At 68.4% G+C, this 23,266-nt stretch carries 20 protein-coding genes and 1 rRNA gene; 9 read left to right on the top strand and 12 right to left on the bottom strand.

Translation table 11 applies throughout. From position 1 onward, the window contains the following. The first annotated feature begins 22 nt into the window (after positions 1-22). The 6 genes from AZKH_RS00420 to AZKH_RS00395 all read left to right on the top strand — a co-directional run bounded on the left by AZKH_RS00420 (position 23) and on the right by AZKH_RS00395 (position 9,649). Positions 23-982, top strand: coding sequence for an SIR2 family protein (locus tag AZKH_RS00420; protein WP_015433741.1), 960 nt, complete (start codon positions 23-25; stop codon positions 980-982). Next, a complete protein-coding gene (locus AZKH_RS00415) occupies positions 979-4,359 on the top strand; it encodes a WD40 repeat domain-containing protein (RefSeq protein ID WP_015433740.1) in 3,381 nt (1,126 codons plus the stop codon). Before AZKH_RS00420 ends, AZKH_RS00415 begins: the two co-directional genes overlap by 4 nt. Before the next feature lie 68 nt (positions 4,360-4,427). Then, complete coding sequence (locus tag AZKH_RS00410) at positions 4,428-5,555, top strand: alanine--glyoxylate aminotransferase family protein (RefSeq protein WP_041655764.1); 1,128 nt, start codon at positions 4,428-4,430, stop codon at positions 5,553-5,555. A gap of 15 nt (positions 5,556-5,570) precedes the next feature. Then, positions 5,571-6,167, top strand: a complete 597-nt coding sequence (locus tag AZKH_RS00405) for a TVP38/TMEM64 family protein (RefSeq protein ID WP_015433738.1) — start codon at positions 5,571-5,573, stop codon at positions 6,165-6,167. Continuing rightward, the gene (locus AZKH_RS00400; RefSeq protein ID WP_015433737.1) at positions 6,160-8,469 is read left to right on the top strand and encodes a M20/M25/M40 family metallo-hydrolase; all 2,310 of its coding nucleotides are present in this window, start codon (positions 6,160-6,162) and stop codon (positions 8,467-8,469) included. The genes AZKH_RS00405 and AZKH_RS00400 overlap by 8 nt, the downstream gene beginning before the upstream one ends. 91 nt (positions 8,470-8,560) lie before the next feature. Further along, on the top strand, positions 8,561-9,649 hold the full coding sequence (locus tag AZKH_RS00395; protein WP_015433736.1) for an MBL fold metallo-hydrolase: 1,089 nt from the start codon (positions 8,561-8,563) through the stop codon (positions 9,647-9,649). Here the strand turns inward: AZKH_RS00395 and AZKH_RS00390 are convergent. The 11 genes from AZKH_RS00390 to AZKH_RS00340 form a co-directional block, all read right to left on the bottom strand. After that, the gene (locus AZKH_RS00390; RefSeq protein WP_015433735.1) at positions 9,600-10,850 is read right to left on the bottom strand and encodes an HD-GYP domain-containing protein; all 1,251 of its coding nucleotides are present in this window, start codon (positions 10,848-10,850) and stop codon (positions 9,600-9,602) included. The two genes, AZKH_RS00395 and AZKH_RS00390, sit on opposite strands and share 50 nt — an antisense overlap. A 160-nt stretch (positions 10,851-11,010) precedes the next feature. Beyond that, entirely contained in the window at positions 11,011-11,511 is a 501-nt protein-coding gene (gene tpx / locus AZKH_RS00385) for a thiol peroxidase (protein WP_015433734.1), read from the bottom strand. A 158-nt stretch (positions 11,512-11,669) separates the two neighbouring features. After that, positions 11,670-12,686, bottom strand: coding sequence for a formate dehydrogenase subunit gamma (locus AZKH_RS00380; RefSeq protein ID WP_015433733.1), 1,017 nt, complete (start codon positions 12,684-12,686; stop codon positions 11,670-11,672). A 10-nt stretch (positions 12,687-12,696) separates the two neighbouring features. Next, positions 12,697-12,924, bottom strand: coding sequence for a hypothetical protein (locus AZKH_RS00375; protein WP_015433732.1), 228 nt, complete (start codon positions 12,922-12,924; stop codon positions 12,697-12,699). Then, positions 12,921-13,526, bottom strand: coding sequence for a formate dehydrogenase FDH3 subunit beta (fdh3B, locus tag AZKH_RS00370; RefSeq protein WP_015433731.1), 606 nt, complete (start codon positions 13,524-13,526; stop codon positions 12,921-12,923). The genes AZKH_RS00375 and fdh3B overlap by 4 nt, the downstream gene beginning before the upstream one ends. A 16-nt stretch (positions 13,527-13,542) precedes the next feature. Continuing rightward, positions 13,543-16,449, bottom strand: a complete 2,907-nt coding sequence (locus tag AZKH_RS00365) for a molybdopterin-dependent oxidoreductase (RefSeq protein WP_015433730.1) — start codon at positions 16,447-16,449, stop codon at positions 13,543-13,545. A 16-nt stretch (positions 16,450-16,465) separates the two neighbouring features. Beyond that, positions 16,466-16,681, bottom strand: a complete 216-nt coding sequence (locus tag AZKH_RS00360; protein ID WP_015433729.1) for a hypothetical protein — start codon at positions 16,679-16,681, stop codon at positions 16,466-16,468. Between the two features lie 27 nt (positions 16,682-16,708). Beyond that, positions 16,709-17,353, bottom strand: coding sequence for a molecular chaperone (locus tag AZKH_RS00355; protein WP_015433728.1), 645 nt, complete (start codon positions 17,351-17,353; stop codon positions 16,709-16,711). Then, positions 17,350-19,431, bottom strand: a complete 2,082-nt coding sequence (locus AZKH_RS00350) for a 4Fe-4S binding protein (protein WP_015433727.1) — start codon at positions 19,429-19,431, stop codon at positions 17,350-17,352. The genes AZKH_RS00355 and AZKH_RS00350 overlap by 4 nt, the downstream gene beginning before the upstream one ends. Before the next feature lie 154 nt (positions 19,432-19,585). Further along, complete coding sequence (locus AZKH_RS00345; RefSeq protein ID WP_015433726.1) at positions 19,586-20,098, bottom strand: DUF3306 domain-containing protein; 513 nt, start codon at positions 20,096-20,098, stop codon at positions 19,586-19,588. After that, positions 20,095-20,562, bottom strand: a complete 468-nt coding sequence (locus AZKH_RS00340; protein WP_015433725.1) for a DUF3305 domain-containing protein — start codon at positions 20,560-20,562, stop codon at positions 20,095-20,097. The genes AZKH_RS00345 and AZKH_RS00340 overlap by 4 nt, the downstream gene beginning before the upstream one ends. 128 nt (positions 20,563-20,690) lie before the next feature. Between AZKH_RS00340 and AZKH_RS00335 the strand changes: the two genes are divergently transcribed. From AZKH_RS00335 to AZKH_RS00325, 3 genes are read left to right on the top strand one after another with little or no spacing between them, the layout of a single operon-like run. Continuing rightward, positions 20,691-21,527, top strand: a complete 837-nt coding sequence (locus AZKH_RS00335) for a formate dehydrogenase accessory sulfurtransferase FdhD (RefSeq protein ID WP_015433724.1) — start codon at positions 20,691-20,693, stop codon at positions 21,525-21,527. Continuing rightward, positions 21,524-22,117, top strand: coding sequence for a molybdenum cofactor guanylyltransferase MobA (gene mobA / locus AZKH_RS00330; RefSeq protein ID WP_015433723.1), 594 nt, complete (start codon positions 21,524-21,526; stop codon positions 22,115-22,117). The genes AZKH_RS00335 and mobA overlap by 4 nt, the downstream gene beginning before the upstream one ends. Continuing rightward, positions 22,114-23,025: a helix-turn-helix transcriptional regulator gene (locus AZKH_RS00325; protein ID WP_015433722.1), complete on the top strand. Its 912-nt coding sequence runs from the start codon at positions 22,114-22,116 to the stop codon at positions 23,023-23,025. Before mobA ends, AZKH_RS00325 begins: the two co-directional genes overlap by 4 nt. Before the next feature lie 112 nt (positions 23,026-23,137). Here AZKH_RS00325 and rrf read toward each other — a convergent pair. After that, a 5S ribosomal RNA gene (gene rrf / locus AZKH_RS00320) occupies positions 23,138-23,251 on the bottom strand. Positions 23,252-23,266: the final 15 nt, after the last annotated feature.

The raw sequence follows: 23,266 nt of genomic DNA, 5'->3' as shown, positions 1-23,266 counted from the left end.
CAGCAGCAGGGAGGAGGCGACAGTGGCGGAACCCCCTTACGGCGTCATCTGGAACCGGCTCAAGCGCGGCCGCGTCGTGCCCTTCCTGGGGGCCGGCGCATCCTTGGCAGCCCGCCCGGCGGGTGCGTGCTGGGACCCCGACAAGCCCGCGAGCCTGCCCAGCGGCGCGGAGCTGTCGCGGCTGCTGGCCGAAGAGACCTCCTTCCCCTTCACGCGGCCGAACGATGTCGACGATCTGGCGACCGTCTCGTCCTACTACTGCGACATGAACGGGCGGCGCGTGCTGCGCGAGCGGCTGCGGGAGCTTCTCGTCGGCGACTACCCCTGCAGCGCGCTGCACCACTTCCTCGCGTCGATCGACATGCCGCTGGTGTTCGTCGTGACGAACTACGACACGCTGCTCGAACAGGCCTTCCTCGCCGCCGGCCGGCCCTACGACCTCGTGATCCATCCGGCCGACCGGCGCGACTACGCCAACGCCGTGCTGTGGTGGCCGCACGGCGCGGCCGAGCCGCAGTTCCGCGAGCCGAACCGGCTCGAACAGGACATCGACCTCGCGCGCACGACGGTCATCTACAAGATGCACGGCTCGGTCTGCCGCGACAGTGCGCGCTGGGACAACTTCGTCATCACCGAGGACGACTACATCGACTTCCTGTCGCGCATGACGACGCACACGGCCGTCCCCTCGCTCTTCAGCGCAGACTTCCGCGACAAGAGCTTCCTCTTCCTCGGCTATAGCCTGCGGGACTGGAACTTGCGCGTCGTGCTGAAGAATCTCGGCCGCGAGCAGGCGATGCGCACCGAGGCGCAAGGCGACGGGCCGGACGACGACGAGCTGCCGCGTTCGTGGGCGATCCAGCGCAACCCGTCGGAATTCGAGCGCCGGCTGTGGGAAGCGCGGGGGGTGAGTATCTTCGACGTCGACATCGACGAGTTCATCGACAAGCTGCACGCCGCGGCTGAAGGAGGGCGCGCGTGACCGAGGCGGCGGTCGGCGACGCCTGCCCCTACGTCGGCCTGCGGCCGTACACCGAGGCCGACCGCGCGTACTTCTTCGGCCGCGAGCGCGACGAGCGGGTGGTCGCGTCGAACGTCTTCGCCGCGCCGCTGACGGTGTTCTACGGCGCGAGCGGCGTCGGCAAGAGCTCGCTGCTGCTCGCGGGCGTCGTGCCGGCGCTCAAGGCACGGCCCCGCACCGCGGTCGTCGTGTTCCGCGAATGGCATCGCGCGGATTTTCTGGATGCGCTGAAGGCCCGGCTGCGCGAGGCCCTCCCCGCCCGGCGCGCGGCATCATCGGACGAGGACTCGCTCGACGACCTCGTCACGGCGCTGTCGCAGGCGATCCGCGGCAGCGTGCTGCTGATCCTCGACCAGTTCGAGGAATACTTCCTCTACCACCCCGACACGGCCGCCGGTGACGCCTTCGAAGCCGAGTTCGCGGTCGCGATCAACCATCCGGGCCTGGACGTCGGCGTGCTCCTGTCGCTACGCGAGGACAGCCTGTCGCGGCTCGACCGTTTTCGGCTGCGCATCCCGAACCTGCTCGCGAATACGATCCGCCTCGATCATCTCGACGCGCAGGCCGCTGAGGACGCGATCCGGCGCCCGCTCGAAGTCTTCAACGAAGACAGCGGGGCGCCACCGGTCGGCATCGAGGACGCGCTCGTCGCACGCGTGATCGACGAGGTCGGCGGCGAGGACGAGGGAGCGGGCGGCCAGGGTATCCGCGCGGCGATCCTGCAGCTCGTGATGACGCGGATCTGGCAGGAGGAGATGCGCGTCGGCTCGCAGGTGCTGCACCTCGACACCTTCATCGCGCTGGGTGGCGCGCGCCAGGTCGCGCAGAAGCATCTCGCCGAAGTCATGGACAGCCTCACGCCCGAGGACCGGCAGCTCTGCGCGCAATTCTTCGACCGCCTGGTGACACCCTCGGGGGCGAAGATCGCGTGCCGCCTCGTGGATCTGCAGGACTGGGCCGGCGAGCAGGCCGGGCGCGTCGAGCCCGTGGCGCGCCGGCTGTGCGACGCGCGCGTGCTGACGCATATTGGCGCGGCACCGGGCGATGCGGGTGGCGACCAGTACGAGATCTTCCACGACGTGCTCGCGCCGGCGATCCTCGACTGGCGACGGCGCCATCTCGAAGCACAGCGCGAGGCCGAACGCGAACGCGAACTCGCCGCCGCCCGCGCCCGCGCCGAGGAGCAGGCGGCGATCGCGAAGCGGATGCGACGGCTCGCGATCGGGCTCGGCGTTGCGACCGTGGTCGCCGCGATCGCCGCGGTCATGGCGGCGGTCGCGCAGCAAGTCGCCGACACCCAGCGGCGCCTCAAGGCCGAGCTCGCGCTGTCGGTGCAGCTCGTCGCCACCGCCTTGCGCCAGCTCGACATCGACCCCGAGATCAGCACCCACGCCGCCCTCGAGGCGCTGCGCCGCACGCGCGAGGCCGAGCCTTTTGTCCGCGCCCAGGCCGAGGACGCCGCGCGGCGCGCGATCGACGCCTCGCGCAGCGTGATGACCCTGCGCGGCGACGGGCAGCGCATGCAGGCGGTCGCCTACAGCGCCGACGGCAAACACCTCGCCGCCGCCAGCCAGGATGGCGCGATCCGGCTGTGGGATGCCGCGAGCGGCCGCGAGATCGCCGTGCTGCGCGGCCACGAGGACGAAGCCCGCGACCTCGCCTTCAGCCCGGACGGCAAGCTCCTCGCGTCGGTCGGCTACGACGGCCGCACGATCCTGTGGAACGCCGCCGACGGCGCGCGCGTGCGCGAGCTGCCGCGCCAGGCGTGGAAGCTGCGCGGCCTCGCCTTCAGCCCCGACGGCGAAGTGCTCGCGACCGTCGGCCAGAACCCCGTCGTGCGCCTGTGGGACGTCGCGACCGGCTCGCTGCTGATGAACCTCTCCGGCCACCGCGCGGAAGTGCGCGCCGTCGCCTTCAGCCCCGACGGCCGCTACATCGCGACCGCCGGCTGGGAGCCCTCGGTGCGCATCTGGCACCGCCTGAGCGGCGACACGCTGCACGTGCTGACCGGCCACACCGACAAGGTCTACGGCCTCGCCTTCAGCCCGGACGGCCGCCAGCTCGCGACCGCCAGCCAGGACCGCAGCGCGATGCTGTGGGACGTCGCGGGCGGCAAACTCATCGCCGAACTGCCCGCGCAGGCCGACACCGTGTACGCGCTGGCCTTCAGCCCCGACGGCAGCCATCTCGCGACCGGCGGCTTCGACGGCAGCGCGCGCCTATGGGACCTCGCCGGCTGCACGCGCCCAGGCGTCGAATGCGAGCCGCTGATGACGCTCACCGGCCACGGCGACTACGTCCACGGCCTCGCCTTCGCTCCCGACGGCGCAAGGCTCGCGACCGCGAGCTGGGACGGCACCGTGCGCCTATGGGACGTCGCTTTCGGTCACGCCGGCGCGATCTACGGCCTCGCCTTCAGCCCCGACGGCAAACGCCTCGCGAGCGCCTCGCTCGATACCCTCACGAAGGTCTGGGACACCGCCAGCGGCAAGACGCAGCTGCGCCTCGCCGGCCACGGCAACACCGTCTTCCGCGTCGCCTGGAATGCCGACGGCAGCCGCCTCGCCACCGCCGGCTTCGACGGCACCGCGATGGTCTGGGACGCGACGAACGGCGCCGTGCTGCAGACCTTGCGCGGCCACAGCGGGCGCGTGCAAAGTGCCGTCTTCAGCCCCGACGGCACCCAGCTCCTGACCGCCGGCCGCGACGGCACCGCGCGCCTGTGGGACCTGCGCAACGGCCACGAAATCGCCCGACTGCGGGAAAAGGGCGCGCCGATCAACCGCGCGCTCTTCAGCCGCGACGGCAGCAACATCGTCACCGCGAGCAGCGACGGCAGCGTCAGCCTGTGGGACGCGAAACGCGGCAAGCTCGCGCGGCGGCTGCAGGAGCAGGGCGCCGAGATCCACGACATCGCCTTCAGCCCCGACGGCCGCCTCCTCGCCGGCGCAGGCGCCGATCGCACGATCCGCCTGTGGGAGGTCGGCAACGGCAAGCCGCTGCGCAGCCTGGCGGGACACGGCGGAGCCGTCAGCGCCGTCGCCTTCAGCCCCGACGGCCGCCAGCTCGCGAGCGCGAGTTGGGACAAGACCGCGCGTTTATGGGATGTCGCAAGCGGCACCGAACTCTTCGCGCTGCCGATGCAGAGTGCGCAGGTGAACGACATCGCCTTCAGCCCCGACGGCCGCGTCCTCGCGACCGCCGGCGGCGACAAGCGCATCCACCGCTACCCGCTCGATGCCGCCGCGCTCGAGGCGCAACTGCGCGCCCGCATGACGCGCAGCTTCAGCGACGCCGAATGCGAACGCTTTCTGCAACAACGTCCCTGCCCGCCATGACATGCGGGCATGCTAAGCTGCCCCAGCTGCTTACCCCCTGTTGGTTTCATTTTGCCGGAGCCCCCACCGTGCCTAGTCTGTTGCCGACACCCGATCCCGACGGCCTGCTCGAATATTCCGTCGTCTACACCGACCGCGCCCTCAACCACATGTCGCAGCGCTTCCAGGGCGTGATGCGCGACATCTCCCGAATCCTGCGCAAGGTCTACCACGCCGATGCCGTCGCGATCGTGCCCGGCAGCGGCACCTTCGGCATGGAAGCCGTCGCGCGCCAGTTCGCGACCGGCCGCAAATGCCTCGTGATCCGCAACGGCTGGTTCAGCTACCGCTGGACGCAGATCTTCGAGATGGGGAACATCCCGTCCGAAGCGAGCGTGCTCAAGGCCCGCCCGGTCGCCCCCGGCCCGCAGCAGCCTTTCGCACCGGCACCGATCGAAGAGGTCGTTGCAACGATCCGCGAACAGAAGCCCGACCTCGTCTTCGCGCCGCACGTCGAGACCGCCTCCGGCATGATCCTGCCCGACGGCTACTTGTGCGCCGTCGGCGAGGCCGTGCGCGAAGCCGGCGGCCTCTTCGTGCTCGACTGCATCGCCTCCGGCACGATCTGGGTCGACATGCGCGCGAACAACGTCGACATCCTGATCAGCGCCCCGCAAAAAGGCTGGAGCGGCTCGCCCTGCTGCGCGATGGTGATGCTCGGCGAACGCGCCCGTGCCCGCATCGACGCGACGACCAGCACGAGCTTCGCCTGCGATCTGAAGAAGTGGCTGCAGATCATGGAAGCCTACGAGAAGGGCGGCCACGCCTACCACGCCACGATGCCCACCGATGCGCTCGCGCACACGCGCGACGTGATGCTCGAGACCGAGGCCTACGGCTTCGAGAAAGTCCGCGCCGAACAGCAGGAGCTCGGCGCCCGCGTCCGCGCCCTGCTCGCCGCACGGGGCTTTCGCAGCGTCGCGGCACCCGGTTTCGAGGCGCCGGGCGTCGTCGTCTGCTACACCGACGACCCCGAGATCCAGTCCGCGAAGAAGTTCATCGCCCAGGGCCTGCAGACCGCCGCCGGCGTGCCGCTGCAGTGCGACGAAGGGCCGGACTTCCGCAGCTTCCGCATCGGCCTCTTCGGCCTCGACAAGCTGCACGAGGTCGCGCGCAGCGTCGCCTCGCTCGAAAAGGCGCTCGAGGCAATCGGATAGCGCAGGCGCGCCGTCATGGACGGGCAGACGAGGGAGACGAGGGAGACGGCAAGGATCGGGCGCCACGGCCGCCTGATCGCAGTCATCCTCTTCCTCGTCGCACTCTTCGCCGCGGCCGAACTCTCCGGCCTGCGCAGCCACTTCAGCCTCGCCTTCCTGCGGCAACGCCTCGACGAGCACCTCGCCGGGGGCCTCGCGATCTTCACGCTGCTCTTCGTCCTCGGCAACCTGATCCAGATCCCCGGCTGGATCTTCCTCGCCGCGGCCGTGCTCGCCCTCGGCCGCGGCTGGGGCGGCATCGCGACCTACCTCGCCGCGAACGTCTCCTGCGCCTTCACCTTCTTCACGATCCGCTGGATGGGTGGCGATGCGCTGCGCCGGCTGAAAGGCCGCATCGCGACCCGCCTGCTTGGCGAACTGCACGCCCACCCGATCCGCAGCATCGTGCTGCTGCGCACGCTGTTCCAGACCCTGCCGGCGCTGAACTACGCGCTCGCGCTGTCCGGCGTCGGCTTCGGCACCTACATGGCGGGCACGCTGCTCGGCCTGCCGCTGCCGATCGCCGCCTATTGCGTGTTCTTCGACTACCTTGCGACCTTCATCCATGCCTGAACGGAGCGCCGGCACGGCGACGCCCGGCACCCGCGCCCTGATCGCGACCCTCACCTTCCTCGCGGCGCTTCTCGCACTCACCGCGCTGCGCTACACGCCGCCGACCCCACTTGCCGCCGACGCCCCGCCCGAGGTCTTCTCGGCGACACGCGCGCAGGCCGAACTGGCCGCGATCCTCGGCGACGGCGTCCCGCATCCCCCACCTCACCCCCTGGGCAGTCCCGCCAACGGCGCGATGCGCGCCCGCATCATCGAGCGGCTGTCGGCGCTCGGCTACGAAGTCCGCACCCACGCCGGGCTCACCTGCTACGCCCCGACCGCCTGGTGCGGGATGCCCGTCAACCTCCTCGCCCGCCTGCCAGGCAGCAACGGCGGGCGCGACGGCGCCGTCCTGATCGCCGCCCACTATGACTCCGTGCCCGCCGGCCCCGGGGCCTCCGATGACGCAGCCGGGGTCGCGGCCATCCTCGAAATCGCCCGCGCGCTCAAACACGGGCCGCCACCACACCATGACGTGATCCTGCTCATCGACGACGGCGAAGAGGCGGGACTGCTCGGCGCGCGCCTCTTCGTCGACCGCCACCCCTGGGCCGCCCAGGTGAAGGCCGCGGTGAACCTGGAGGCGCGCGGCACGTCCGGCCCGAGCTTCATGTTCGAGACCGGAGCCGCCAACCGCTGGCTGATGCAGCGCTACGGCGACGCGATCCCCGCCCCACTGACGAACTCGCTCTACTACGCGGTCTACAAACAGCTCCCGAACGACACCGACTTCACCGTGTTCAAGGCGGCGGGCTATCAGGGCTACAACTTCGCCTTCCTCGGCGACGTCGGCCGTTACCACACGCCCGGCGACGGCCTCGCGCACCTCGATCCGCGCAGCCTGCAGCACCAGGGCGACAACGCGCTGCGCACGCTGCGTTCGCTCGCCGACGCGCCCTTTGCCGAAGCCGCAGCGGAAGATGCCGTGTATTTCGACGTCTTCCGCTTCGGCCTCGCGCAGTGGCCCGCGAGCGCGGCCCTGCCGCTCGCGTCGCTGGCCGCGGCCGGCGTCGCCCTGCTGCGCACCCGGCGCACCGGAGGGCGCGAACTCGCGTGGGGCATCGCGGGATCGGCTGCCGCGCTCGTCGGCGGCACGCTCGCGGCCGCAGGCCTCTTCCTCGCGCTGCGTGCCGCCGGCATCGTGCCCGCCCCGCCCGGCGCGCCGTGGATCGCGCACCCGAAGCCCGCGACCGCCGCCTTCGCCGCTCTCGCCTTCACCGCCGCGGCCGGCATCGCAGCCCTTCTCGGCGAACGCCCCGGCATCCGCGGCGCGATGCTCGGTCACGCGCTCGTCGTCGCCGCACTCGGCGTGGCCGTCGCGATCGTCCTGCCGGGCGCGAGCTTTCTCTTCCTCGTTCCAGGCGTCGCCGCGGTGCTCGCCATCGTCGCCATGTCGGCAGTCGGGCCCGGAATCATATGGAGCGCCGCCGTCGCGCTCCCGGCGATCGCAGCCTGCGCGGTCGTCCTGCCGCTCGTGTATGTCCTGTACGACGCACTCGGTGCCCCCGCCTGGCCGATCACGACCGCGGCGCTGCTGCTCGCGACCCAGGCCCTCGCCCCGCTGCTCGTCACCACCAATCGCGCGGTCCGCCGAAAGCTGTTCGTCGCCGGCCTGTGCATCGTCCTCGGCGGCCTCGCCGCAACGGCGCTGCTGCTCCCGTACTCCGCGGAGCTGCCGCAGCGGATCAACCTCGAATACCACCGCGACGGCGATGCGGCGCAGGCCGAGTGGATCGCCAAGCCGGACAGCGGACGTCTGCCTCCGGCACTCGCGATGGCGGCACCACTCGCTGCGCGCGAAGAAGCCGCGGGAAGCAGGCGACAGGTCTACGCCGCAGTAGCCCCTTACTCGGCACTCGCCGGCCCGGAACTCCAGATCCTCGCCACCGACCCGACACCGGAAGGCATCCGCTACCGTCTCCACCTCCGCTCCGTCCGGGGCGCGGCGGAAATCCAGCTACGCTTTCCGGCCGACGCGACGATCCGCTCGCTGCAGGCCGAAGACGGCGTTCAACCCCTTCCCCTGCACCGCGAGCCCGACGGCACGCACAGCGTCACGTTCAAGGGCCTTCCCCCCGCGGGCATCGCGCTCGACCTCATCAGCGGCACGGCCCCGCTCACCCTGGACGTCATCGACCGCAGCTACGACTTCCCGGCCGAAGGCCGCTTCCTGCAGGAGGCGCGGGGCGCGACCGGCACCCCCTCGCGCGAAGGCGATTTGAGCTCGGTCTCGCGCCGCGTCGCACTCCCGGGCCAGCGCTGACGCGCCACGCTGTCCGCCGCCGGCTGAACACCCCCGGCGCCGACCGGTCCAACCGAAGGTCGTTTCCCCGTTTCCCTCTCGATTTACGGCCATGCCCAGCCTTTTCATCCCCCGGCTCGTCAACGACGCCTTCGGCGACCCCGGGCTCTTCGTCGACTTCTGCGACGAGCGCCGCGCGCTGCTCTTCGATCTCGGCGACCTCGGCCGCCTGATGCCGCGCGAGCTGCTGCGCCTGTCGCACGTTTTCGTCACGCACGCGCACATGGACCACTTCGGCGGCTTCGACCAGCTGCTGCGCATCATCCTCGGAAGAAAGGCGAACATCGTCGTCTTCGGCGGCCCCGGCTTCCTCGACCAGGTCGAACACAAGCTGCGCGCCTACACCTGGAACGTCGCCCACCGCTACGACGAACTCATCATCGAGGCACGCGAATTCGCCGCCGACGCCGACATCCCCTGCGCGCGTTTCTCCAGCCGCCACGGCTTCGAACGCGAACCCTGCGCGGTGCTGCCGCACAGCGGCGACGTGATCCACGAGGAAGCGACCTTCCGCGTCCGCGCACGCCTCGTCGACCACGGCATTCCCTGCCTCGCCTACGCGATCGAGGAAAAGGCGCGGGTCAATATCGACAAGGATCGGCTCGTCGCCGAAGGCCTCGGCACCGGTCAGTGGCTACGCACGCTCAAGCATGCGGTGCTCACCGGCGCCGACGACGAGACCCCGCTCGCCGTCGAATGGCGCGACCGCCACGGCGAACACACGATCACGCGAACGATCGGCGAACTGCGCGACCTCATCCTCGACGTCACGCCCGGCCAGCGCGTCGGCTACGTCACCGACCTGCGCTACACCGAAGCCAACGTCGCGACGCTCGAACAATTACTCGCCGGAGTCGATCGGCTCTTCATCGAAAGCGTCTTCCTCGACGAAGATCGGGAACACGGCCTGAAGAAGAACCACCTGACCGCCCGTCAGGCCGGTCTCATCGCGCGCCGCGTCGGCGCCGGCTCGGTCGTCCCCTTCCACTTCTCGCCGCGCTACACGGACCGCGGCGATGAGGTCGAGACCGAAATGCTGGTCGCGTGGTCGGACGCCGACGTCCCGGACGAAGCCGCGAACGGCACGGCGCCTAGCCGGCCGCCTGACGCGCGAAATACGCGAGATTCATACGCGGATTGAGATACTCGACGACCGGCCGCGGCAGCGCGGAAGGCTTCAGCACCTCGTCGATCGTGACCCCCTCGGCCTCCGCCAGGCTCAGCACCAGCGCATCGCGGCGCGGCACACCCGGCTCGTAGACCAGCACCGTGGGCTTCAGCGTATTACCCGGCGTCACCGCGATCACGATCGCAAGCGAGCCCGTCGACAGGCGCACGAAGGACCCCGGCGGATAAACGCCCAACTCCTTGATGAACGCCGCCAGCATGTAACCGTCGAAACGCGCCGACTCCCGCGCATACATCTGCGACAGCGCCTCGGCGGGCGTCAGCGCGTCGTGCAGGTGGTGCGGATTGCACAGGTTGTCGTAGCGGTTGGCGATCGCGACCATGCGTGCCAGCGGATTGATCTGCTTGCCCTGGCGCCCGGCCGGAAAACCGCTGCCGTCGATGCATTCGTGATGCTCGCGGATGATCGCACGCACCGGTGGCGTGACATGCTCGCCGACGAGCTGCAGCCCATACTCGCCGTGCAGCCGGTACAGCGTCTCCTCGGGCTTGTTGCGCCGCTTGCTCCGCAACACGACGGGGCTGATCCGGGTCGTGCCGATGTCGTGCAGCAGCGCCCCCATGCCGGCCGCCTCGAACACCTCGCGATTCAGCCCCATGCCCTTCGCCAGAATCATCGTCAGGATCATGACGTTGAGCATGTGCTGGTGGTTCGCGTCGTCGCGCTTCCTCGACGCCACCAGCATCACCGTCGCCCCCTCGTCGCAGAGGAAGGTTGATGCCAGCGTCGCGACCATCGCGCCGGCCTGCGCCGTCGCACCTCCCGGATCGCGCAGAATGTCGCCGATCAGATTCTTCGTCGAGCCGACGCACTCTCCGTAAGCCTTCTCGCAGCTATCGATGGTTTCGCGATGCATGCGCATGCGCTCGGCACGCTGCCGCTTGGCCTCGATCTGCTCACGATCTTCCGGTTCGAGCGGTGGCGGGGGCGGCGCAGGGTGTTCCGGGTCCGCCGGCAGCGGCTCGGCGTCCGAGCGCGCCGGATCATAGGCGATCTGGCCCAGCCCGAGCTCGCGCAGGGTCCGCAGCTGCTTCTCGCTCGTGATGCGGAAGGAATTGACCAGGAAGGGATGGTCCATCCACGGCATGTCCAACGACACGAACATTCCCACCTGCAACTGATCGACATTGACGACAGGTAGGGAATCCGACATCGGGCCGCGACAGACGATGGACGTTGGAAAGGCCCGCGGCATGTCCACGGGCAGCGCACGCAGACCCGGAGAGACATCCAAGTCTACGTGCGTATCATAACGGAAACCCGCTCGCGAACGGGCGCGTCCGTGCCGCCGGCCGGCGACAGCGTCCGCGGACTTACTTCAGCGCGGCCAGCGCGGCGCCGTAATCCGGCTCTTCCTTGATCTCGCCGACGAGCTGGGAGTGGATCACACGGTTGTCCGCGTCGAGCACGACGACCGCGCGCGCGGTCACGCCCGCAAGCGGTCCGGAAGCGATCTCAACGCCATAGTCGCGCATGAAATTGCGGCCACGCATCGTCGACAGCGGCACGACGTTCTCGAGCCCCTCGGCCACGCAGAAGCGCTTCGCCGCGAAGGGCAGGTCGGCCGAGATCACTAGCACGACGGTATCGTCGAGCTTGCTTGCCTCGGCGTTGAATTTGCGCGTCGAGGTCGCGCAGGTCGGAGTGTCGAGGCTCGGGACGATGTTCAGGACCTTGCGCTTGCCGGCGTAGTCGGCGAGCGTCACGTCCTTCAGGTCACCCGCGACCAGCGACAGCGGCGGGGCGGTATCGCCCTTTTGCGGGAACTTGCCGGCCACTTCGATCGGGTTGCCGCCCAGGGTCACAGTACTCATGTTGCAAATCTCCTCTGTGGGTCATCCGACGCCGAGAACCGGCGGCGGCTTTGTTCTTACCCGATTAGTCTAGTCGGGAATGTCACACAGGGGAACCGCGCCGCTGTAAGGGGAAATCAGCGGGGAGACGGGCGACAGGCCTCCCCGCGACGCGCCGGTCAGGGATGACTGGAGCGCCCGGCCTTGACCTCGTCGTACCAGCTCTCGTGGTGTTCCTTCGCCCAGGTCTCGTCGACATAGCCGGTCCGCATCGACTGGTAGGCCCCTTGGACGCCGATCGTGCCCATGTAGATGTGACCCAGCGACAGAGCGATCAGCAGCATCGCGCACACGCCGTGGATGAGGTTCGCGAGCTGCATCGTCGCGCGGATCTGCCCGAAGTTGGGGAAGTCCATCACCAGCCCGGAGCCGGCGACGATCAGGCCGAGGAAGGTCACGCCGATCCAGAACCAGGTCTTCTCGCCGAAGTTGAAACGCCCCGACGGCACATGCTCGCCGCTCGCAAGCCCCCCGGCCTTTCGGATCCACATGCTGTCGATCGCCTGCCACACATTGTCGCGCGCGAACATCACGATCATCAGCACCGTGAACACCAGGAACACCGGTCCGAGGTAGTTGTGCACGGTCTTGCCGACCCGCAGCAGCCCGCCGAGCACGGCCTGGCCGAACACCGGTTCGATGAAGTGCTTGCCGAACAGGATGCACACGCCGGTAAGCGCGAGCACGACGAAGCAGCCCGCAGTGCCCCAGTGCACGATGCGCTCGACGGTGCTGAAGCGCTGTATCTTGCGCCCGGTCGGCGCGGCATGCAGCTTGAGCCCCCCCTTCACGAGGTAGAACAGCCCGATCGCGGCCGGCACGACCAGCAGCAGCAGGCCGCCATAAAGGGTCACCGGGCCGTTGCGCCACTGGCGCCACACTTGGCCTTCGCTCTGGATCAGCACGCCGGTCTCGGGTCCGCGCACGGTGGTGAAATGGACCTCGCCGGAGCGCACTTCGCGCCACACCGGGGCGTTGTTGAGCGGCTGCACCTTCTGGCGTTCGACCTGGACGGCGGCGGGGTCGGCGGCCGGTGTGGCCGCACCCTCGGCCTGCACCGGTGTGCTACCCAGCGCAAGCAGCCACAGCGCCAGCAGCAGGCCGACGCCGCTGCGCTGCCTGAGGAATGTGCTCATGGCGTGCTCCTCACTCGGTCCGCTTGTATTCGTTCTGGCTGCGGACGCGGTTCCGCTCAGCCTGCTCCCACGCGCCCTTGTCGCCCTTGAAGACGCCGCCTTCCCACGGCCGCGCGTCGGCCTTGCCGGCATACTTGCCCTGTTCGTATTTCACGACCTGCGACCGCTCGCCGCAGCCGGCCAGCAATGCGGCGACGAGCGACACCGCAAGCGCCATGCAGGGGATGTGCGGTTTCATTTCGCGCCCTCCTTTTCCTTGCCGTAGGCCGTCATCCAGCCCCAGGCCTCGACGCCCTTGCCGCGGCGCAGCACGCGTTCGCGGTAGATGTCGGAGATCTCGGTCGCGTCGCCGGCAAGCAGCGCCTTCGTCGAGCACATCTCGGCACACAGCGGCAGCTTGCCTTCGGCGATGCGGTTGCGGCCGTACTTCTCGAACTCGGCCTGCGAACCGTTCTCCTCCGGACCGCCGGCGCAGAAGGTGCATTTATCCATCTTGCCACGCGCACCAAAGGCCGCCGGGCCGTTCGGGAACTGTGGCGCGCCGAAGGGACAGGCGTAGAAGCAGTAACCGCAGCCGATGCAGCCGTCCTTGTCGTGCAGGACGACGCCTTCCTCGGTCTGGTAGATCACGTTGGTCGGGCACACCGCGATGCATGGCGCATCCGAGCAGTGCATGCAGGCGACCGAGATCGAACGCTCGCCCGGCACCCCGTCGTTGATCGTGACGACGCGCCGGCGATTCACGCCCCACGGCACCTCGTGCTCGTTCTTGCAGGCGGTGACGCAGCTGTTGCACTCGATGCAGCGCTCGGCGTCACACAGGAATTTCATGCGTGCCATATTCTTGTCCTCCCCCTCAGGCTTTTGAAACCCGGCACAGCGTAGTCTTGGTTTCCTGCATCATCGTCACCGAGTCATAGCCGTAGGTCGTCGCGGTGTTGACCGCTTCGCCGCGCACGATCGGCGCCGCGCCTTCCGGATAGAACTCGAGCATGTCCTTGCCCTGCCACCAGCCCGAGAAGTGGAAAGGCAGGAAGACAGTGCCGGGGGCGACGCGCTGCGTGACCTGCGCGCGCACCTTGAGCTTCGCCTTGGTCGGCGACTCGACCCAGATGTAGTCGCCGTCGCGGAAGCCGGCGTCGTTGGCGTCCTTCGGGTTCACCTCGGCGAACATCTCCTGCTGCAGCTCGGCGAGCCACGGGTTCGAGCGCGTTTCCTCGCCGCCCCCCTCGTACTCCACGAGACGCCCCGAGGTCATGATTAGCGGGTATTCCTTGGAGATGTCCTTGACCTTCTCCTGCAGCGACTTGTATAGCGTCGGCAGGCGCCAGAACTTCATCTTGTCGTCGTGCGTCGGGTACTTCTCGACCAGATCCGGGCGCGGCGAGTAGATCGGCTCGCGGTGCAGCGGCACCGGATCGGGGAAGTTCCACACCAGCGCGCGCGCCTTGGCGTTACCGAAGGGGTGCATGCCGTGGTTCTTCATTGCGACGCGGATGATCCCGCCCGAGAGATCGGTCTTCCAGTTCTTGCCCTCGGCCGCGGCCTTTTCGACGTCGGTGAGTTCGTCCCACCAGCCGAGCTTCTTCAAGAGCACGTCGTCGAACTCAGGGTAGCCCATCTGCAGCTCGGCGCCCTTCGAGGCCGAACCGTCCTCGGCGAGCAGCGACACGCCATCGCGCTCGACGCCGAAGTTCGCACGGAAGTTGCCGCCCCCTTCCATCACGTGCTTCGACGTGTCATAGAGGTTGGGCGTGCCCGGGTGCTTCAGCTCCGGCGTGCCGTAACATGGCCACGGCAGGCCGAAGTACTCGCCGTCACAGGGGCCGCCATTCGCGCGCAAGGTCTTCACGTCGAAGGTGGCCATGTTCTTCATGTGCAGCTTCAGCCGCTCGGGCGACTGGCCGGTGTAGCCGATCGTCCAAGTCCCGCGATTGATCTCGCGCAGGATGTCCTCGGTGACCGGCTCTTCCCAGCCCTGCTTGTCCTTCACGACCGGGATGTTCTTCACCAACTCGTCGGCATAGCCGAATTTCTTGGCGAAGGCATACATGATCGTATGGTCGGGCTTCGACTCGAAGAGCGGCTCGATGACCTTCTCGCGCCACTGCAGCGAACGGTTCGACGCCGTCACCGAGCCCGAAGTCTCGAACTGCGTGCAGGCGGGCAGCAGATACACGCCGTCCTTCCGGACCATCGCCGCCATCGACGCGGTCGCCGACGGGTAGGGGTCGATCACGACCAGCGTGTCGAGCTTCTTCATCGCCTCGACCATCTCCGCGCCGCGCGTCTGCGAGTTCGGCGCATGGCCCCAGTAGATGACCGCGCGCAAGTTGCCCGGCTGGTCGATCGCGTCGGGGTTCTCGAGCACGCCGTCGATCCAGCGCGACACCGTGATGCCGGACTTCGTCATCAGGTCCTCGGACTTGTACCGCCCCTTGACCCACTCGTAGTCGACGCCCCACACCTTGCACCAGTGCTTCCACGCGCCGGCTGCGAGCCCGTAGTAGCCGGGCAGCGAATCCGGGTTCGGGCCGACGTCGGTCGCGCCCTGCACGTTGTCGTGCCCGCGGAAGATGTTCGTGCCGCCGCCCGACACCCCGACGTTGCCGAGCACGAGCTGCAGGATGCACATCGCACGCACGTTGGCGTTGCCCACCGTGTGCTGCGTCTGGCCCATGCACCATACGACCGTCGAAGGCTTGTTCTTCGCGAGCGTCTCGGCGACCTTCAGCACCTGCTCCTCGGGGATCCCCGTGACTTCCTGCACCTTGTCCGGCGTCCACTTCGCGACCTCTTCGCGCACCTTGTCGAGGCCATAGACGCGCTGGCGGATGTACTCCTTGTCCTCCCAGCCATTCTGGAAGATGTGGTGCAGCATGCCCCAGATGAAGGGAATGTCGGTGCCCGAGCGGATGCGCACGTAGTAGTCGGCTTTCGCCGCCGTGCGCGTGAAGCGCGGGTCGACAACGATCATCTTCGCGCCGTTCTCCTTCGCGTGCAGCACGTGCAGCAAGGACACCGGATGCGCCTCGGCAGCGTTCGAGCCGATGAACAGCATCGCCTTCGTGTTCTGCATGTCGTTGTAGGAGTTCGTCATCGCGCCGTAACCCCAGGTGTTCGCGACGCCAGCGACGGTGGTCGAATGGCAGATGCGCGCCTGGTGGTCCATGTTGTTCGAGCCCCAGAAGGACACGAACTTGCGCAGCAGGTAGGACTGCTCGTTGCTGTGCTTCGACGAGCCGATCCAGTACACGGCATCCGGCCCCGACTCCTCACGGATCTTCAGCAGCCGCTGCGACACCTCGTTGAGCGCCTGGTCCCAGCCGATCTTCTGGTACTTGCCGTCGACGAGCTTCATCGGATACTTCAGCCGATGCTCGCCGTGGCCGTGCTCGCGGATCGACGCCCCCTTCGCGCAATGCGCGCCGAGGTTCAACGGAGAATCGAACACCGGCTCCTGGCGCACCCACACGCCGTTCTGCACGACGGCGTCGATCGCGCAGCCGACCGAGCAGTGGCTGCATACCGTGCGGCGCACCGTCGTCTCGCCGCCCGCGGCACCCGACGACTCACCGGACGCCGCGTCCGCGCTCCCGATCAGGTTGTAGGGCAGCTGCGCCACGAGCGCCCCGGCGCCGACGCCGAGACCCGAGCGCTTGAGGAAGGTGCGGCGGTCCATCGTCTGCGCCAGATGGCGCGCCGCGGAACTGCGCAGCTTGCGGCCTTCACCGGCCGCGGCGGAATTCTTCCTGGTCAGCATCGTGATCCCTCCCCGCCTAGATGCGCGCCGTGCGGTAGTAATTGCGCGCGTGCTCGCTGAGGCCGTCCTCGCGCCTCGCGGCATCGGCGCCGGTTGCAGCGTCGGAGAGCGGCGCCATGGTGCCGGCCGATTTGCCCGCCACCCTCGCGACGGCCGCCGCCGCAGCGGCGCCGCCCGCGCCCAGCGTCAGCAGGAAGTGACGGCGCTGCAGGGCCGATTTCTTGTCTTCCATGATCCTTCTCCCCGAAAAATCTGTTCCTTACTCGTCCATCGCGAAAGCTTCGCTTTCGATGTCGAAAAACGCCTTCATCAACACCGCGACACACGCATAGAACACTGCATTGGGTGACGCCAGCAGCGCATCGGCGAGTCGCGCGTACCACGGCTGCAGATGACGCCCGAAGAAGTGGCGCTGGCGTCCGAGCCCCGCCTCGTCGGGCCCGGTCAGCACGAGGTGACGCATCACCTCGGCGAGCGCCGCGATGTGGTCCTCGGTCTCGGTAACGCCGCTGCGCCGCCCGAGCCCCAGCTTCGCGAGGTCCTCGCGCAGATGGGCAAGCGGCTCCTCCATCAGAAAACCGGCGAGGTAGAAGGACCCGTAGAGCATCACTTCCGGACGGCCGATGCCATAGAAAAGCGTCTCGTATTCAGCCGCGACCTGCGCCGCGTCGTACCGGGCGGCCGCCTCCCCGAGCGCCGCCCAAGCCCGCGCGAAGGGCGAGTCCCCGTCGCCGAGCAACGTCGCCGTCTGCGCCAGGCCGGCGAGCAGCGGCGCATCGGGTGCGGCAAAGAAGAGCCGCGCGAGCAGCGCGTAATGGTGAGCACGTGCGCGGTCCTCGTCGCTCCACGTGGGGTCGGAGGCGGACGTCGGGGCCGGCGTGAGATGGGGGGCGGGCGCGTTCATGCGGTCATGTCCCAGGCCTTGAGGCCGTTCTCGTTTTCCATCAGGTCGACGATGCGGCAGTCGGCGCACATGTGCAGCCGGCGGCGCTGCGCCTCAGTCACGAACATCGAGTGACCCGACAGCCGCACGACCATCGCATCGATCAGCGGCTTCGCGCCCATCGCGGTGCCGCAGCGCACGCAATGGAAGAGCTCCGCCTCCTTCAGCGGCACCGTGCGCCGTAGCGTCTCATCGAACAGCACGCGCGGGGTCAGCGCGATGGCGCCTTCGGGACAGGAATTCGCACACAGGCCACACTGCACGCAGCTCTTCTCGATGAAGCCGAGCCGCATCGCGTCGGTCGCCGCGCTCAAAGCTCCGGTCGGACAGACGCCGACACAAGACATGCACAGCGTGCAGGCGCTGCTGACCGTGAGGGTGCCAAAGGGCGCGCCCGTCTTCATCGGGATCTCGGAAACGGGCGAGGGTGCGAGCGCGTGCAGGTGGCGCAGCGCGAGGTCCAGCGTGTCACGCTTGCGCGGCGCGAGGCGGAAAGTCGCCGGACGGCTCACGGCCACGGCCGGCGCCCACTCCCACAGCGCGGTTTCGAGCCCCGTCCAGTCGGGGGCGTCGAGCACGCGCAGGTGCTCGCCCGCGTAGCCGAGTCCGGACAGGATCGCCTGCGCGTGCGCGGCCTGCGCGCGGAGCGGGGTGACGTCATGCGTACCAGTGGCGAGGACCGCGACCTGACAGGCGCCGAGCGCGATGCCCCCGAGCATCAGGTCGAGGCCGATTGCGTCGGCGCTCCACACGTCGAGCGGGATCACCCGCGCGGGCAGCCCCTTGCCCCGACGCGCAAGCCGCTCGATCAACGCGCGGCCGGCCTCGACGGAATGGAAGAGCAGGCAGGGTGCTTCGCCCCCGGCCTCGGCGTATCGCGTCAGCACGGTCTTGATGCGCACGCCCAGGTCCTCGACGCGCGGGTACTGCGATGCGAGCGCGCCGGTCGGACACACCGTCGAACAGGTGCCGCAGCCCTGGCACAGGTAGGGATCGACGCGCACGACGTCGCCCGCCGACGAGATCGCCTCGGCCGAACAGGCTTCGATACAGTTCGTACAGCCCGTCTTGCGCGCGCGGCTGTGCGCGCACAGCTTCGCCTCGAACGCCACATAACGCGGCTTCTCGAATTCCCCGACGAAATCCCCGAGCGCCTGCACCGCAAGCGCCTGGTCGAGCGGATCGCGCCCCGGCGCCGCATACCCCTGCGGCAACTCCACGCGCTTCAACAAGGGCTCAGCCGACAGATCGAGCACTAGATCGAAGCGCCCTTCGCGCGCCACTTCGCGACGCGCGAAATCGATCGCCCCCACCGCACCACAGGCCGTCACGCAGGCGCGATGCGACGCGCAGCGCGCGGCATCCACCTGGTAATCCCAGCCGATCGCCCCTTCCGGACAGGCACGGATGCACGCATTGCAGCGCACGCACAATTCCAGGTCGATCGGATTCGTCTGCGCCCACTCGACGTCGAAGGCACCGAGATGGCCGCCGACGCGCACCGCACTGCCCGACCACACTGGGTAGCGGCGCTCCACGGGCAGCTCGTCATCCCGCGTCGCGCCGGTAATCAGCACCGACACGTCGAAGCGCTCCGCGAGCCGCTCGGCCCATCCCAGCGTGGCACCAGCCTCGCCGACGATCAGCAGATTCCTGCCTGCGCTCAGCGCGACGCCCGCCACCGGCTCCGGCTCGGGCAACATCGCCGCCGCAATCAGCGCCGCCATCTTCGGCGTCGCGCCGCGCCCTTCGGCCGACCAGCCGGCACTTTCGCGCAGGTTGAAAAAATCGATGCGCGCCGCCGGCACCGGCACCGGCACCTCGGCCGCGACCTCGGAGAACAGCGCCGCTTCCTGTGTGCAGCCGACCAACACGTGGCCACAGCCAAGTGCCGACTCGAACGCGCCCAGCTCGCCCCGGCACAGCTCGTGATGCAAGGTCAGCGGGCGTGCAATGCCGCTCGCCGCGAGGGCTTTCTCGTCAATCGTGAAACTGCGGTTGCAGTCGCACAGCCGGATCTGCTTTTCGCCTGTCTGCATGGTCGCGGATCGGGGTGGAGTATCCGACGACTAGCAGAGGACATACCAGTGATGGAGCTATTCGAGGCTGTGAGAATCCCGAATTTTCCGCCACGGATCCCGTCGAATCGAACGACCTGTGACTATTTGTCTCAGGCTGCCCAAAATGTCCCACTTATGGGGCGGAATCGGGCGGTGCTTCGACCTGGGTCGGCGTCTCCGGGAGCGGAGCGGAATCTTCCGATTTGGCGGGGGCAGCGTCCTCCGACACCCCCACCGTCCCGGCGACCGCATCCGCGCCGGCCTCGCTGTCCCGTTCATCCCGCAGAAAGCTGTCGAACTGCCGCAGCCGCTGCATCATCTCGGGCGGGATCGGATCGCTGACCGAATAGTCGTCGATGTAGATGTCCAGCCCGTCCATGCGATTGAAATGCGGGTCATTGAAAAGCTTCCGAAGCGCCGCCCGGCGCAGCGATTCGCTGACCTCCTTCTTCAGGAAGGCGCTGAAATCGGACGCGAGATCGAGGCTTTCGACCGGCGGCAGCACCGCATCCGAGCCCTCCGGAGATGCCACCGCGTCCGCAGCACTTACGGCCGGCGCAGGCGAGGGTGCGACAGGCGCCGGCTCGGCCTCGCCCTGGCGCTTCAGCCGTGACCAGCGTTCGAGAAAACGTCCCGCGACGCTCATGTACGCTCCCGATCCAGCGCGAGCGGGTCGTTGCGGCGGATCTTCTTCCGCGGCGCCGGCTTGTAGTGCAGATTGACGAATTCGCCGACCCAGTCCGCGATCTCTCGCGGCATCGCGACGCCATCGACCTGTTCGCCCGAATCGAGCAGCCGCGCCGCCTCGCCGTAGCTCACGGTCACGACTACCGGCCGCGCCGCGCCATCTTCGAGGCGCCACATCACGAACACCTTGGGTACCGGCGAACTGAGGTTGAGGAAGTAGTTGTCCGCCTCGTCGCGGAAAAGCTCCAGCCCGAAGCCGCCGACGAGGAACTGGTCGCGGTCCGCCTCGGCGACGAGCTGGCGCGTCGCGGCCGCACTGTCGTCGAAGGCCGGCACGACGCCCACTGCCTCCCATGCCTCGTCCGCCCAGCGGCTCTGCAGTCGGCGGCGCTCCATGATCACGGCGACGGGAAAACGGTCCATGCGGCGATCTCCGGCAATGTCGATCCCGTATAGGATAGGCGAAGCCGCCGCGACGAGCGAACATTGCGTCTCGCGCAAGGGGCTGGAATACTGCCCCAACCACCCGTCGACTCCGACCCAACCCGTCCATGAGCCCCCCCTCAGGCGCACCGCGCCGTCCGCTGCTGAGCCACGCGAGCCGCCCGCTGACAGTCACGATTCCGGCGACGAACGAGCTCGGCGAACCCGTGCCGACCGAGATCGCGGGCGAGTTCCCGCTGACGCTGTACGTCGACCGCCGCGAGATCGTCACACTGATGACACTCGGCGCTGCGCCCGAGGCGCTGACCATCGGCTGGCTGCGCAACCAGCGCCTCGTTGCAAGCCTCGACGACATCGAATCGGTGCAGGTCGACTGGGACGTCGGCGCCGTCGCCGTTACCACCCGGCACGGCCTTGTCGACGCCGAAGCGCGCCTCGGCAGCCGCACCGTCACCACCGGCTGCGGCCAGGGCACCGTGTTCGGAGGACTCATGGACGAGATCGACGCGATTCATCTTCCCGCCGATCGGAGGCTGTCGCAGGAGACCCTCTACGCACTGATGGACGCCGTGCGCCACTATGAATCGATCTACAAGCAGGCCGGCGCCGTGCATGGCTGCGCGCTGGCTGCGCCGCGCGACGACGGCTGCGAGATCCTGATGTTCGTCGAGGACGTCGGCCGACACAACGCCGTCGACGCGATCGCCGGCCAGATGTGGCTCGACAGTCTCGACGGCAGCGACAAGATCTTCTACACGACTGGACGGCTCACCTCCGAGATGGTCATCAAGACCGCGCAGATGGGCATTCCCTTCCTCGTCTCACGCTCGGGCCTGACGCAGATGGGCTGGGAAATCGCGCGCAAGATCGGCCTCACGATGATCGGCCGCGCGCAAGGCAAGCACTACCTTCTTTTCAGCGGCGAGGAGCGATTCACGCGATGAGCACACGCGAAAAAATCACCGGCGTGATCCTTGCGGGCGGGCAAGGCCGGCGCATGGGCAGCGTCGATAAGGGTCTCGTCGAGTTGGGCGGCCGGCCGATGGCCGAATGGGTCATCGAACGCCTCGGCCCCCAGGTAGACGAGCTCATCATCAACGCCAACCAGAACGCCGAACGTTACGCCGCCTTCGGCTACCCCGTCTTCCCCGACGACATCGGCGGCTTCGCCGGCCCGCTCGCCGGACTCCACGCCGCCCTGTCGCGAGCGCACCATCCGCTCGTCACGACCGCCCCCTGCGACTCGCCCTTCCTCCCCCAAGACCTCGTCGAACGCCTCTACCAGGCCCTCGCCGCGGCCGGCGCCGAACTCGCCGTCGCCCGCACCTTCGACCAGCCGCACCCGGTATTCTGCCTGTGCCGCCGCGAAGTGCTACCGCACCTCGACGCCTTCCTCGGCTCAGGCGGCCGCAAGATCGACTTCTGGTATGCGACGCTGAAAATCGTCGAAGTCCAGTTCGACGACGAGGAAGCGGCCTTCCGCAACATCAACACGCGCGACGAACTGAACGACGTCGACCGCCCCGAGCAATGACCGCGCAGGAGCCGCTCGCCGTCCCCGAAAGCCCGTGCCTGACCGCGCGGCAGGCAGCGGTCTACCTGCATCTGAACGAAAAGAAGCTCTACGAACTCGCCAACAGCGGCGAAGTGCCCGCCGCGCGCGTCGGCGGCAAATGGCTCTTCCCGCGCAAACTTCTTGACGACTGGCTGCTCGAACAGGCGCACGGCGGCGTGTTCACCGACCGCCTCCTGATCACCGGCGGCGACGACCCCCTGCTCGCGGCGACCGTGCGCCACCTTGCCGAAGACCTTCGCGAAGACGCCTTCATCGCCTACAGTCCCACCACCAGCCGTGCCGGCCTCCAGCAACTCGCGCTGCGCCGCGTCGATGCCAGCCTGTTGCATTGGGGCGACGCCGCACACAGCAACGCCCAGCATGCCACACTGCTCACCGCGTTTCCCGGCCATACACGCTGGACCTTGGTGCGCCTCGCGCTACGCGAACAAGGCGTGCTCCTGCGGCCCGGCCTCGGAATCGACCAGCTCGAAACCCTCGCCGGCTATGATCTGCGCTGGGCCATGCGCCCGGAAGGCTCCGGCGCCACCCACCTCCTCGCGTCGGCCCTCGCCGACCACGGCTTCCGGCTGCAGGATTGCAGTACGGTTGCCGCTGCCTCGAGCGAATCCGAAGCGGCGGCCCTGATCGTCCGCGGGATGGCCGACTGTGCCCCCGGCAGCCGGGCGACAGCCACCCAATTCGGTCTCGACTTCCTTTCGCTCGGCTGGGTCGCTCTCGATCTGGCACTCCCGCGCGAGATCTTCTTCCGCCACCTGCTGCAAAATCTGATCAGGGGTGTCGGCAGCATCGAAATGCGCGAACACGCGCGGCTCCTCGGCGGCTATGACCTCACGCCGCTGGGGCAGCTCTGGAGCCTGGACTGAGCGGATTTCGGACGACTCCTGTTCGGCGCAATCGGCAGCGCCCTTCAGGAGGCCTGTCGACGTAAAAAAGCCGCGGATCTGCTTGAGATCGGCGGCTTTTTTGGGAGAGGTAGTCTGACGATGACCTACTTTCGCACCCACGAGAGGCACTATCATCGGCGCGGTCCTGTTTCACGGTCCTGTTCGGGATGGGAAGGGGTGGTTCCGGGACGCTCTGGTCGTCAGACTGTAAAGGGGAACA

Source organism: Azoarcus sp. KH32C (genome assembly GCF_000349945.1).
Classification (GTDB): domain Bacteria; phylum Pseudomonadota; class Gammaproteobacteria; order Burkholderiales; family Rhodocyclaceae; genus Aromatoleum.
The sequence above is the reverse complement of the archived record's forward strand: the minus strand, read 5'-3'. Positions and strand labels throughout refer to the sequence as shown.

Bases quoted from the DNA above. Each gene is read 5' to 3' on its own strand.
- AZKH_RS00375 (WP_015433732.1), bottom strand. From the start codon at position 12,924: ATGAAACCGCACATCCCCTGCATGGCGCTTGCGGTGTCGCTCGTCGCC.
- tpx (WP_015433734.1), bottom strand. From the start codon at position 11,511: ATGAGTACTGTGACCCTGGGCGGCAACCCGATCGAAGTGGCCGGCAAG.
- AZKH_RS00400 (WP_015433737.1), top strand. From the start codon at position 6,160: ATGCCTGAACGGAGCGCCGGCACGGCGACGCCCGGCACCCGCGCCCTG.
- mobA (WP_015433723.1), top strand. From the start codon at position 21,524: ATGAGCACACGCGAAAAAATCACCGGCGTGATCCTTGCGGGCGGGCAA.
- AZKH_RS00405 (WP_015433738.1), top strand. From the start codon at position 5,571: ATGGACGGGCAGACGAGGGAGACGAGGGAGACGGCAAGGATCGGGCGC.
- AZKH_RS00365 (WP_015433730.1), bottom strand. From the start codon at position 16,449: ATGCTGACCAGGAAGAATTCCGCCGCGGCCGGTGAAGGCCGCAAGCTG.
- AZKH_RS00380 (WP_015433733.1), bottom strand. From the start codon at position 12,686: ATGAGCACATTCCTCAGGCAGCGCAGCGGCGTCGGCCTGCTGCTGGCG.
- AZKH_RS00345 (WP_015433726.1), bottom strand. From the start codon at position 20,098: ATGAGCGTCGCGGGACGTTTTCTCGAACGCTGGTCACGGCTGAAGCGC.
- AZKH_RS00340 (WP_015433725.1), bottom strand. From the start codon at position 20,562: ATGGACCGTTTTCCCGTCGCCGTGATCATGGAGCGCCGCCGACTGCAG.
- AZKH_RS00350 (WP_015433727.1), bottom strand. From the start codon at position 19,431: ATGCAGACAGGCGAAAAGCAGATCCGGCTGTGCGACTGCAACCGCAGT.
- AZKH_RS00335 (WP_015433724.1), top strand. From the start codon at position 20,691: ATGAGCCCCCCCTCAGGCGCACCGCGCCGTCCGCTGCTGAGCCACGCG.
- AZKH_RS00325 (WP_015433722.1), top strand. From the start codon at position 22,114: ATGACCGCGCAGGAGCCGCTCGCCGTCCCCGAAAGCCCGTGCCTGACC.
- fdh3B (WP_015433731.1), bottom strand. From the start codon at position 13,526: ATGGCACGCATGAAATTCCTGTGTGACGCCGAGCGCTGCATCGAGTGC.
- AZKH_RS00395 (WP_015433736.1), top strand. From the start codon at position 8,561: ATGCCCAGCCTTTTCATCCCCCGGCTCGTCAACGACGCCTTCGGCGAC.
- AZKH_RS00390 (WP_015433735.1), bottom strand. From the start codon at position 10,850: ATGTCGGATTCCCTACCTGTCGTCAATGTCGATCAGTTGCAGGTGGGA.
- AZKH_RS00355 (WP_015433728.1), bottom strand. From the start codon at position 17,353: ATGAACGCGCCCGCCCCCCATCTCACGCCGGCCCCGACGTCCGCCTCC.
- AZKH_RS00360 (WP_015433729.1), bottom strand. From the start codon at position 16,681: ATGGAAGACAAGAAATCGGCCCTGCAGCGCCGTCACTTCCTGCTGACG.